This is a genomic window from Ectorhizobium quercum, assembly GCF_026552795.1.
Lineage (GTDB): Bacteria > Pseudomonadota > Alphaproteobacteria > Rhizobiales > Rhizobiaceae > Ectorhizobium > Ectorhizobium quercum.
This window is the reverse complement of sequence record NZ_JANFPI010000003.1, coordinates 571,156-583,315: the sequence shown is the minus strand read 5'-3', so window position 1 is coordinate 583,315 and position 12,160 is coordinate 571,156. Positions and strand designations below refer to the sequence as shown.

At 65.4% G+C, this 12,160-nt stretch carries 8 protein-coding genes; 2 read left to right on the top strand and 6 right to left on the bottom strand.

Going from position 1 to position 12,160, the window contains the following annotated elements; genetic code table 11:
* Positions 1-76 precede the first annotated feature (76 nt).
* On the bottom strand, positions 77-2,182 hold the full coding sequence (recG, locus tag NOF55_RS11270) for an ATP-dependent DNA helicase RecG (RefSeq protein ID WP_306411461.1): 2,106 nt from the start codon (positions 2,180-2,182) through the stop codon (positions 77-79).
* Between the two features lie 154 nt (positions 2,183-2,336).
* Here recG and NOF55_RS11265 point away from each other — a divergent pair, with 154 nt between their 5' ends.
* The gene (locus NOF55_RS11265; protein WP_306411460.1) at positions 2,337-2,651 is read left to right on the top strand and encodes a succinate dehydrogenase assembly factor 2; all 315 of its coding nucleotides are present in this window, start codon (positions 2,337-2,339) and stop codon (positions 2,649-2,651) included.
* Complete coding sequence (mfd, locus tag NOF55_RS11260; RefSeq protein WP_306411689.1) at positions 2,651-6,160, top strand: transcription-repair coupling factor; 3,510 nt, start codon at positions 2,651-2,653, stop codon at positions 6,158-6,160. The genes NOF55_RS11265 and mfd overlap by 1 nt, the downstream gene beginning before the upstream one ends.
* A gap of 58 nt (positions 6,161-6,218) precedes the next feature.
* On the opposite strand, the gene NOF55_RS11255 is transcribed toward mfd, so the two are convergent.
* From NOF55_RS11255 to NOF55_RS11235, 5 genes are all read right to left on the bottom strand, one after another.
* Positions 6,219-7,424, bottom strand: coding sequence for an ABC transporter permease (locus NOF55_RS11255; protein ID WP_306411459.1), 1,206 nt, complete (start codon positions 7,422-7,424; stop codon positions 6,219-6,221).
* On the bottom strand, positions 7,414-8,133 hold the full coding sequence (locus NOF55_RS11250; protein ID WP_306411458.1) for an ABC transporter ATP-binding protein: 720 nt from the start codon (positions 8,131-8,133) through the stop codon (positions 7,414-7,416). Before NOF55_RS11250 ends, NOF55_RS11255 begins: the two co-directional genes overlap by 11 nt.
* A gap of 14 nt (positions 8,134-8,147) precedes the next feature.
* The gene (locus tag NOF55_RS11245) at positions 8,148-9,440 is read right to left on the bottom strand and encodes an efflux RND transporter periplasmic adaptor subunit (RefSeq protein WP_306411457.1); all 1,293 of its coding nucleotides are present in this window, start codon (positions 9,438-9,440) and stop codon (positions 8,148-8,150) included.
* 141 nt (positions 9,441-9,581) lie between these two features.
* Positions 9,582-10,634 carry a YcjF family protein gene (locus NOF55_RS11240; protein WP_306411456.1) on the bottom strand — a complete coding sequence of 351 codons (1,053 nt, stop codon included), beginning with the start codon at positions 10,632-10,634 and terminating at the stop codon, positions 9,582-9,584.
* A complete protein-coding gene (locus NOF55_RS11235) occupies positions 10,631-12,091 on the bottom strand; it encodes a YcjX family GTP-binding protein (RefSeq protein ID WP_306411455.1) in 1,461 nt (486 codons plus the stop codon). The genes NOF55_RS11240 and NOF55_RS11235 overlap by 4 nt, the downstream gene beginning before the upstream one ends.
* Between the last annotated feature and the right edge of the window lie 69 nt (positions 12,092-12,160).

Below are 12,160 nucleotides of genomic sequence, written 5' to 3'. Positions count from 1 at the left end.
GATTCTAGGATTCTTTGTTTCGTTTGTCTTTTCGGGAAAACCGGTTCTCACTTTTCCCTGACAAACTCTAAGCCGCTCATCCGGCGCGCAGGAAGCGGATCGCCTCGTCGCGCCGGTAGAGGTAGAGCAGGGTGCGGATCGCCTCTCCGCGCTCGCTGCGCAATTCCGGATCGCGCTCGATGAGATAGGCGGCGTCCTTGCGGGCAATCTCCAGCAGGTCGCCATGCGCTTCCAGGCTGGCGATCCTGAAGCCCGGCGTGCCGGACTGGCGCGTGCCGAGCAGCTCGCCTTCGCCGCGCAGCTTCAGGTCCTCCTCCGCGATCAGGAAGCCGTCCTCGCTTTCCCGCAAGATGTTGAGCCGCGCCTTGCCGTTTTCCGACAGCGGCCCCTTGTAAAGCAGGATGCAGGACGAGGCGCCGTCACCGCGCCCGACCCGGCCCCGGAGCTGATGAAGCTGCGCCAGCCCGAACCGTTCCGCGTGCTCGATGACCATGATCGTCGCATCCGGCACGTCGACGCCCACCTCCACGACGGTCGTCGCGACCAGAATGCGCGTCATGCCGTCCCTGAACGCGCTCATGGCCGCTTCCTTCTCGGCGACGCTCATCCTGCCGTGGATCAGCCCGGCGCGGTCGCCGAAGAATTGCCGAAGGACGGCATGGCGCTCTTCGACGGACGTTAAATCACTATCTTCGGATTCTTCCACAAGTGGGCATATCCAATAGGCTTTTTTCCCATCTTCAACTGCTTTCTGAAGCCGATGAACGATTTCGTCCAGACGTTCGGAGGGAACAGTCACGGTCTGGATCGGCTTGCGGCCGGCCGGCTTTTCCGTGAGCTTCGATACATCCATGTCGCCGAAAGCGGCCAGCACCAGCGTGCGGGGAATGGGCGTCGCCGTCATCACCAGCATATGCGGCGCGAGCCCCTTGGCCGTCAGGCGCAGGCGCTGGTGAACGCCGAAACGGTGCTGTTCGTCGACGACGGCCAGCATCAGGTCGGCATAATTCACGCCCTCCTGAAACAGGGCGTGGGTGCCGACGACGACCTGCGCCTCGCCGGATGCGATGCGCGCCAGCGCGGCATTGCGCTCGCTCGCCTTCATCTTTCCTGTCAGAAGTTCGACGGAAATATTTGTTTTTTTGAGAAAGCGTGAGAGCGTTGCGTGATGCTGGCGCGCGAGAATCTCCGTCGGCGCCATCAGCACGGCCTGGCCGCCGGCCTCGACTGCCGCGGCCATCGACAGCAGGGCGACCAGCGTCTTGCCGGAGCCGACATCGCCCTGAATGAGCCTCAGCATGCGCTCCTCGCCGGCCATATCCTTCAGGATATAGGCGACGGCTTCCTGCTGGCTGCCGGTGGGCGAGAACGGCAGGTTGGCGAGGATCTGCCGGGCGAGCTCCCCTTCCGAACGCACCGGACGGCCCTTCACACGCCGGACGTTGCGGCGGACGAGGGCCAGCGACACCTGACCGGCCAGAAACTCGTCATAGGCGAGCCGCCGCCGTGCCGGTGCCTGCGGGTCCATGTCGGCGGTGTCGCGCGGATCATGCAGGCGGTGGAAGGCTTCGGTCGTAGTCGGGAATCCCTGCTTGCGCGCCAGCGCCTCGTCCAGCCATTCCGGCAGGTCGGGCAGGCGGGCAACGGCGGCATCGACAGTGCGGCGCAACACTTTCGGCGAGAGGCCCGCTGTCAGCGGGTAGACAGGCTCGACCGCAGGCAGGTCCGCCGCCTCGCTCGCCTTGACGATGTAATCGGGATGGACCATCGAGGCGCGGCCGTTAAACCAGTCGACCTTGCCGCTGACCATCACATCCTCATCGATGGGCAGGGCCTTTTCCAGCCAGTCGCCCTTCGCATGAAAAAAGGTCAGCGCCAGTTCTCCCGTGCCGTCCCGGAGGAAGACGCGATAGGGTGCTGCGCGGTTGCCGCGCGGCGGCAGCTGGTGGCGGTCGACGCGGGCGGCGATGGTGACGACCGTCCCCTCCGGCGCGAAGGCGATCTCCGGCCGGTTGCGCCTGTCGATCAGCGAATGCGGCGGCAGAAAGAGCAGGTCCACGACTCGGGCTTCCTCGCCCTCGTCCTGTCCGGTGAGCTTTGCCAGAATGCCGCCGAGCTTCGGCCCGACGCCGGCCAGCGACGTGACGGAAGCGAACAGGGGATCGAGCAGGGCGGGGCGCATGACGGTGGGAAACTCTCGTGAAAAGCGAGGCCGCGAACGGCTGACAGGGGCGAAATTAGGGGTTATAGAGGCCGGTATCAACCGCGCATATGGCGCGAAAGCGTGAAGCGGCTCTGCGCGGCGCGCGCAACGACGAAAGCCCAAGGTAGACACGATGACAGGACTGACCCGCTCCAGCGCCGATCTCGACGAGCGCCGACGCCGTATTCTCTATCGCTGCTGGCACCGGGGCATTCGCGAAATGGACCTGATTCTCGGGCAGTTCGCCGAGGTGGAGATCGCGGGTTTCGGTGAGGAAGAGCTGGATGCGCTCGAAGAGGTCATGCGCGAGGAGGATCAGGACCTCATCAGCTGGATCAACGGTTCCAGGCCCGTGCCGGAACGGATGGACACGCCGATGTTCCGGCGGATCGCGGCGACACGACCCCGGTTCGACGTCGTGACGATGGAAAGCCTCGGCGCACGGTGATGATTCCCGGATTCGACGCAAAGCGGATCGGCGCATCGCAGGAAGCGCTGACCATCGGGCATGTGCCGCCCGGCATGGAACCTTTCCTGCTGGCGGAGCTGGCGCGCGCCGGCCAGCCGATTGCCTATGTCATTTCCGATGGCCAGCGGCTGGCCGACCTCCAGCAGATGCTGTCCTTCGCTGCCCCCGACATTCCGGTGCTGACGCTTCCGGCATGGGACTGCCTGCCCTATGACCGCGTGTCGCCGAGCGCCGACACGTCGGCGCGGCGGCTTGCCGCGCTCAGCGGGCTGGCCCGGCACGCCAGCAAGCCGCATCCCGCCATCGTCATCGTGACGGTGAACGCCATGCTCCAGAAGGTCGCGCCGCGCGCGGTCGTCGAGGCATCCGGCTTTTCCGCGCGGCCGGGCAACCAGATCCGCATGGAGGACATCGCCGCCCGGCTTGAGAAGAACGGTTTCGACCGCGTGCCCGCCGTGCGCGAGGTGGGGGAATTCGCGGTGCGCGGCGGCATTCTCGATGTCTTCGTGCCGGGCGCGGAAGAGCCCGTGCGGCTCGACTTCTTCGGCGATACGCTGGAATCGATCCGCACTTTCGACCCGGCCAGCCAGCGCACGACCGGACAGGCCCGCGCCCTCGACCTCAATCCGATGAGCGAGGTCACGCTGACGCCGGATGCGATCAGCCGTTTCCGAAAGAACTATCTGAGCCTGTTCGGCGCGACGACCCGCGACGATGCGCTTTATGTCGCCGTTTCCGAAGGCCGCCGCTATGCCGGCATGGAACACTGGCTGCCGCTGTTCCACGAGACGCTCGAAACGGTCTTCGACTATCTCGAGGGTTTCCGCATCGTGACCGACCACACGGCCCGGGAGGCGGCGGCGGAACGGTCCCGGCTGGTTCAGGATTACTATCAGGCGCGCCTCGACAGCGCCACGCCCGGCAAGGGGCATGCAGGCGCGCAAGGGGCGCCCTACAAGCCCGTGCCGCCCGGTCAACTCTATCTCAATGCGGAACAGCTCATCCAGCGGCTCGACGAGCGCAACGCCATCCGGCTCACGCCGTTCAACGAGGCGGAAACCGGCGCGACGCGGGTTCTGGAACTCGACGCCCGCGCCGGCCGCCGTTTCGCGCCGCTGGTATCGGAGGCGGGCGAGGGCGAGCGCATCAACGTCTTCGACCTCGCCGTCAGGCACATCGCCGAAAAACGGGCCGGCGGCGCCAGGGTGCTGGTCGCCGGCTGGTCAGAAGGCTCGCTCGACCGTCTGCTCCAGGTGCTGAACGAACACGGCCTCGAACGGGTCGAGCCGGTCTCTTCCTGGCCGGAACTGGCCAAGCTCGGCAGGGGCGAGGCGGGCGCCGCCGTGCTCAGCATCGAGAACGGTTTCGAGGCCAGCGATTTCGTGGTCGTCGGCGAGCAGGACATTCTCGGCGACCGCATGGTGCGCCGCACCCGCAAACGCAAGCGCGCAGCCGATTTCATCGCGGAAGTCGCCGGGCTGGACGAGGGCTCCATCGTCGTCCATGCCGAGCACGGCATCGGCCGCTTCGTCGGCCTGCGCACGCTTCAGGTGGCCGGCGCCGAACATGCCTGCCTCGAACTGCAATATGCCGACGACGCCAAGCTGTTCCTCCCCGTCGAGAACATCGACCTCCTGTCCCGCTACGGCTCGGAAGCCTCGGACGCGCAGCTCGACAGGCTGGGCGGCGGCGCCTGGCAGATGCGCAAGGCCAAGCTCAAGAAGCGTCTTCTCGACATGGCCGGCGGTCTCATCAAGGTGGCGGCGGAACGTCTTGTCCGCCACGCGCCCGTGCTTTCGACGCCGGAGGGCCTCTACGACGAATTTGCCGCCCGTTTCCCCTATGAGGAAACCGAGGACCAGTCGAACGCCATCGAGTCCGTGCGCGAGGATCTGGCCGCCGGGCGGCCGATGGATCGGCTGGTCTGCGGCGATGTCGGTTTCGGCAAGACGGAAGTGGCGCTGCGCGCCGCCTTCGCCGCAGCCATGAACGGCGTTCAGGTCGCCGTCGTCGTTCCGACGACCCTGCTTGCCCGCCAGCATTTCAAGACCTTTTCCGAACGGTTCCGCGGCCTGCCGGTCCGCGTCGAGCAGGCCTCGCGCCTCGTCGGCCCCAAGGAACTGGCGCAGGTCAAGAAGAACGTCTCGGAAGGCAGGACGGATATCGTCGTCGGCACGCATGCGCTTCTGGGGCAGGGCATCAAGTTCGCCAATCTGGGCCTGCTCATCATCGACGAGGAGCAGCATTTCGGCGTCAAGCACAAGGAGCGGCTGAAGGAACTGAAGTCGGACGTCCATGTGCTGACGCTTTCGGCAACGCCCATTCCGCGCACGCTCCAGCTTGCCATGACCGGGGTTCGCGAACTGTCGCTCATCACGACGCCGCCGGTCGATCGCATGGCGGTCAGAACCTTCATTTCGCCTTTCGATCCGCTGGTGATCCGCGAAACGCTGATGCGCGAGCATTATCGCGGCGGCCAGAGCTTCTATGTCTGCCCGCGCCTTGCCGATCTGGCCGACATCCGCGCCTTCCTGGAGTCGGACGTGCCCGAGCTGAAGGTCGCCATCGCCCACGGGCAGATGGCGGCAAGCGAGCTGGAAGACATCATGACCGCCTTCTACGAGGGCAAGTACGACGTTCTTTTGTCGACCACCATCGTCGAATCCGGCCTCGACGTGCCGTCGGCCAACACGCTGATCGTGCACCGCGCCGATATGTTCGGACTGGCGCAGCTCTACCAGATCCGCGGCCGCGTCGGCCGCTCGAAGGTGCGTGCCTTCGCGCTGTTCACGCTGCCCGTCAACAAGGTCCTGACGCCCGGCGCCGACCGGCGCCTCAAGGTGCTGCAATCGCTGGACACGCTGGGGGCAGGTTTCCAGCTCGCAAGCCACGATCTCGACATTCGCGGCGCCGGCAACCTGCTTGGCGAGGAGCAGTCGGGTCACATCAAGGAAGTCGGTTTCGAACTCTACCAGCAGATGCTGGAGGAGGCCGTGGCGGAGGTGAAGGGCGACGAGGATTTCGCCGAGCGGGGCTGGTCGCCGCAGATTTCGGTCGGCACATCGGTGATGATTCCGGAAAATTACGTGCCGGACCTGCACCTGCGCATGGGCCTCTATCGCCGTCTCGGGGAGATCACCGAACTCAAGGAGATCGACGCGTTCGGGGCGGAGATGATCGACCGCTTCGGCCCCATGCCGATCGAATTGCAGCACCTGCTGAAGGTCGTCTACATCAAGTCGCTCTGCCGCGTCGCCAATGTCGAAAAGCTGGAAACCGGGCCGAAGGGCATCGTCATCCAGTTCCGCAACCGGGAATTCCCCAATCCGGCGGGACTGGTCGCCTATATTTCCCGGCAGGGCACGATGGCGAAGATCAGGCCGGACCACAGCGTCTATCTGGCGCGCGATCTGCCCACGGCAGAAAAGCGGCTCGCCGCCGCGGCGGTGGTGATGACGCAGCTTGCGGAACTGGTAAAGCAGACCTGACCGCAGAAGTCGTTCAACGATGCAGGCGACGGCGCGAGGCCGCCGCCCGCCGGTTTTCTCACTCGTGCCGCAGTGCCTCGATGGGGTTCAGCCGGGCAGCGCGGCGGGCCGGAAAATAGCCGAACACCATGCCGATGATGGCCGAAAAGGCGAAGGCGATCAGAATGATCGACGGGCTGGTGACGAAGGGCAGGCTCATCAGCGTGACGCCGACCCAGGCGAGGCCGAGGCCGAGCAGAATGCCGGCGATGCCGCCCAGCACCGACAGCGTGACCGCCTCGACCAGGAACTGGGTGAGAACCTGCGTTTCCAGCGCTCCGATGGCGAGCCTGATGCCGATTTCGCGCGTGCGCTCGGTCACGGACACCAGCATGATGTTCATGATGCCGATGCCGCCGACGAGCAGGCTCACCGCCGCCACCGCGCCGAGAAGGCCGGTCAGCAGTGTCGTGGTGCCAGTCATGGCCGCAGCCATCTGGGTCATGTCGTTGACGGAAAAATCGTCGTCCCGCCCGGCCTGTATCTTGCGGCGTTCGCGCAGCAGGTTCTCGACGTCGGACTGGATCTTCGCGGTGGACACGCCGTCCATCGCCGACAGGGAGATGGAGGAAATGCCGGTCGAACCGCCGATCCGCCGCTGATAGACCTTGAACGGCATGATGATCGTATCGTCCTGGTCGCTGCCCATGCCGGACTCGCCTTTCGCTTCCAGCAGGCCGACCACCGGGCAGGAGACGGAGCCGATCCTGATTTTCGAGCCGACGGGGTCGGTCGAGCCGAACAGTTGCCTGCGCACGGTCTGGCCGATCACGCAGGCGGCCTGCGCGCCGCGCTCCTCGGCGGGCTGGAAGTCGCGGCCGGAGACGATCTGCCAGTCCTGGGCCGTGAAATAGTCGTTCGTCGTGCCGGTGACGCTGGTCGAGTAGTTCTGGCCGCCATAGATCGCCGTGACGGTGCTTCTGTTGGTGGGGGCCACGGCCCGCAGGCCGGAAATCTGGTCGCGGATGGCATCCAGGTCGCGCTCGGTGAAGTCGCGTGCGCTCGTGCTCGGGCGGCCGGGGCCGAACTGGCCGGGCCTGACGAACAGCATGTTCGTTCCGAGCCTCGACAGCTCGGCCGTGACCTGCGCCGTCGTGCCATTGCCGATCGTCACCATCGCGATCACCGCCGCCACGCCGATGACGATCCCCAGCACCGTCAGGAACGAGCGCAGGATGTTGCGGCGAATGGCGCGCAGGGCGAGCTTGATCGTCTCAAGAAACATGGGCCGCCTCTCTTTCCGCGTTCGGATGATCGGACTCGATCCTGCCATCGACGAAACGGATGACGCGCCGCGCATAGTCCGCGATGTCGTTTTCATGCGTCACCATGATGACGGTGATGCCCTGATCGCGGTTGAGCGAGGTCACGAGGTCCATGATCTCGACGCTGGTCCTTGTGTCGAGATTGCCGGTCGGCTCGTCGGCGAGCAGAACGGCGGGCCGTGTCACGATGGCCCGGGCGATGGCGACGCGCTGCTGCTGGCCACCGGAAAGCTCCTGCGTCGTGTGGTCCTCGCGGCCCGAAAGGCCGACATGGGCGAGAGCCTCCCGCGCAAGCCGCCGGCGTGTCGCGGATTCGACTCCGCGGTAGACGAGCGGCAGTTCGACATTCTCGATCGCCGAGGTGCGCGGCAGGAGGTTGAACCCCTGGAAGACGAAGCCCAGCATGTGCCGACGCAACAGCGTGTGCTGGGTGCGGTCGAAGCCGCTGGTCGGAATGCCCTGGAACAGATATTCGCCCTCGCTCGGAACGTCGAGGCAGCCGATGATGTTCATCGACGTCGACTTGCCGGAGCCGGACGGTCCCATGATCGCGACGAATTCATGCTGACGGATGGTGAGGTCCACGCGGTCGAGAGCGCGGATCTCGGCCTCACCCCGGCCGTAGATCTTCGAAACCTGGCGGAATTCGATCAGGGGAGGGCTGATCATGGCACATCCTTTCCTCAGCTGGAAACCGCCGTGGCATCCGTGATGAGCAGGTCGCCTTCCTTCAGATCGCCGGAACGCAATACGGTGTTGCGGCCATCCGTCGGGCCGGTCTGGACGTCCACCGGCTCGGGCTGATTGCCGCGCATGACCCAGACCGTGCGTTCGTCGGCCGATCCCGCGCCCGATTGCGCCGAGCGCCCCGCGCGCGACGGGCGCGGCGGACGAAACAGGGCATTGAGGCTGATGCCGGACGAGGACGACACTGCCGGCGGCGAATAGCGGAGCGCCGCATTCGGAATGAGAAGAACGTCCTCGACCGATTGAACCGTTATGTCCGCCGTGGCAGTCATGCCCGGGCGCAGCAGCATGTCCTCGTTGTCGACCGACAGGATCGCCTTGTAGGTGATGACGTTGGAAGTGGTTTCCGAAGCGAAGCGAACGGTTTCGATTTCGGCCGGAAAGCTTCTGTCCGGATAGGCATCGACATTGAACGTGGCTTTCTGCCCCGCCTCGACCTGGCCGACATCGGCCTCGTCGACCGCGACCTGCAATTCCATCTGCCGAAGATCGCCGGCGATGGTGAAGAGAACGGGCGCGGAAAAGGATGAGGCCACGGTGGCACCGGGATCGACATCGCGCGTCAGCACGACGCCGTCAATGGGCGAAACGATTTTCGCCTTGCCCAGATCGACTTCGGCAAGCTTGAGATCGGCTTCCGACGACAGCACAGTCGCCTCGTTGATCTGCCTGGTGGCGAGTGCAGCGTCATAGGCATATTGGGCAGCGTCCAGATCCTGCTGGCTGGAAACGCGGCTGTCGACCAGGCTGCGCAGGCGGTCGAGCTTGACCTTCGCGGCACTCAGTTCCGCATCGGCCTTGAGAACGTTGGCCTTGGCGGAGGCAAGCTTGGCACGGGCGCTCTGCACATCCGCCTCCAGCTTGTTGGTATCGAGTTCGGCCAGCACGTCGTTGGTCTTGACCGGGCTGTTGTAGGTGACGTTCACCGACCGGATGATGCCGGAAAGCTCGGAGGAGATATCGACCTGGGTGGTGGGCTGGACCGAGCCCGTGGCCGTCACGATGACGTTGAGGTCGCCGCGTTCGACCGGCACGGTCGTATAACGATAGCTCGACGACGAACTGCTTGCGTACCAGGCATAGGCGCCGCCGGCCAGGACCAGCGCCAACAGGGATGCGGCCACATACTTGCCCCGGCGCGATTGCCGGGCGGAACCGCCGGCTGCCGCCAGAACCGCCGCAATGTCCGGCGTCGTGCCTTCGTTCCTGTTGTCGTCTGTCGAACTCATGCCTTACCCTCTTTCGCCGTCTTCACGGAAGCGAAACACTTTAAGATTGCGTGTTGACACAACGGCGCCCGGCTTTGAAGTGAATAGTTGGTAATATTGATCGCCGTCACTGTCCGGGTAGGACTGTCCGGACGCGCTGCGTCAATCCCGGGCCTTGCCGCCACTCATCCGGGGCGTGATGTCGCCGATGAAGTCGCCGATACCCGGACGCCTCAGCGCCTTGAACGGCAGCGGCCGGCAAAGGTCCATCGCGGCGATGCCGATCCGGGCCGTCATCAAACCGTTGATGACGCCTTCGCCCAGCCGGGTAGAGAGCTTCGAGGCGAGGCCGTGGCCGAGCACCTGCTGGGCCAGCCCGTCGCCGACGGCAATCGAGCCGGTGACGGCGAGGTGGGCGATCACGTCGCGCGTCAGCCTTATCATGCCGAGCGAGCCGGGCCTGCCGCCGTAAAGATCGGCCATTGCCCGGACGAGGCGGACGACTTCGAAAAGGACATAGGCGAGATCGACGATGGCGCGCGGCGAAACGGCGGTGACGATGGAAACGCGCTTCGAGGCGTTCAGGATCAGGGCCCGCGCCTGTCGGTCGAGCGGCGACATCAGTTCCCGCTCGGCGAGTTCGACCAGATGCGGGCCGTCGATGATATCCTCGTCCGTTTCCTTCAGGCGCGCGCGGGCGCGGGCGGTGTCGGCACGGGCCGACAGGAGGCTGTCCAGACGGGCGATCACGGCGCGGGCCGGTTCCGCCCGCCGCTCCGTCATCGCCTTCTCGGCCTCCTCCTTGAGCGATTGCACGGCGGAAAGCCGCATGATGCCGGTGATTTCCCGTATGACCACGACGGCCAGGCCGATCAGGCCGATGACGAGGGCGGCAAGCGCGACGTAGCCGAGCGCCTCGTAGCGGGCGAAAAGGTCCCGGACCAGACGATCCGCCCACAGGCCGAGCGCGAGCGAGAGCAATATGCCGAAGGCGCCGAGCGCCAGCTTGCCGAAGGAGAAGCGTCTCCGGCGCGGTTCGGCAACCGGCAGGGGCGGCAGGTCTTCGGCGAGGAAGGGATCTTCCGCCTCGGGCGTGATGACGATGCCGTCCTCGAAACTCTGCGGCGGGCGCGGTTCGGTTCTCGCCGCCTTCTCCTCGGCTGCGGGCGCGGGATCATCGACGGAAAAGGCGCGGGGCTTGCGGTCGTCACTCATTGCAGCCGGTCTCCCAGCAGAAATTGAAGGGCGCGGTCCAGACGGATATGGGGGATGGCAACGCGGACGCCGTTGACCTCGGGAATTGCGGGCGGCCGGAAGCGGACCGCGTTCACACGCGGTTGAGACCCTTGTTTCAGGTCCTCAAAAACAGCTTCAGGATTTTCCGGTAAGTCACCGGGAAATACTGCTGTTTTCCTGTTTCCGTCAAAAATTTCTCCGGCAATGGTCTCGCCCGCGATCGGCGTACCGACGATCACCGGAAGCGTCTCGCCATTCTGCTTCACCGTCGCTTCGCGGGTCGCGCGGATGGAGGCGATGGCCATGACGTCGATACCGGCGCCGGCAAGTCCGGCGCGGGTGACGGCGCGTTCCACCAGGCGGCGGGTGACGGCTTCGAGCCTGTCGTGGCCTTCATGATGCAGGTGGTCCGCCTTGGTGGCGGCGACCAGAACCCTGTCGATGCGCCGCCCGGCCAGCGCCGACAGCAGGCTGCCCGAGCCCGGGCGGAAGCATTCCAGCACGTCCTGCATGGCGCGTTCCAGATCGGCTACCGCCTCCGCTCCGCGGCTGATGGCCTGAAGGGCATCGACCAGCACGATCTGCCGGTCGAGGCGAGCGAAATGCTCCCGGAAGAACGGCTTCACCACCACGCTTTTATAAGCATCGTAGCGGCGCTCCATCATCGCCCGCAGGGAGCCGGGCGTGGCCGGCGTTTCGGGAATTTCGGGAAGGGGGGCGAAGGTCAGGGCAGGCGATCCTTCCAGATCGCCCGGCATGAGGAACCGGCCCGGGGGCAGGGTGGAGAGGGAGCGCTCGTCCGCCTTGCAGGCGCGCAGATAGCTGGTGAACACCTCGAACAGGCGCCGTGCGGTCATTTCGTCGGCCGGGGCGTCCATGTCGGTCGCTTCGGCAAGAGCCAGCCATTCGCGCGACAGATCGGCGCGGATGCCGGTGCGCGCGAGATCGACGGTGCGCTGGCTGAACGTCCGGTAATCCTGTTGCAGGAGCGGCAGATCCAGCAGCCATTCGCCGGGATAATCCACGATGTCGATGGAAAGCCTGCCCGGCGACAGGAGACGGCTCCAGCCGCTCGCGCTCTGGTAATCGAGGGTCAGGCGAAGCTCGGATATGGCGCGGGTGGAATCCGGCCAGATGCGCTCGCGGATCAGCGAGTCGATATGGTCCTCGTACTGGAAACGCGGAATGGCGTCGTCCGGCTGCGGTTCGAGGCGGACGTTCGAGACCCGGCCCGAGTGCAGCGGTTCGAACAGCGGCAGGCGTCCGCCATGCAGCAGATTATGCACCAGCGAGGAGATGAAAACCGTCTTGCCCGCCCGGGACAGTCCGGTGACGCCGAGGCGGATCGAGGGATTGACCAGCCCGGCGGCCCGATCCGTCAGGCTATCCAGGGCAATGAGGGCGCTATCGGCAATCGTGGAGAAGGGAGAAGGCACGCTTCAACAGGTTCCTGCGGTTCGTTTTCCAAGATATAGGAAGCGCGCATGCCCTTGAAAAGCCGTCGA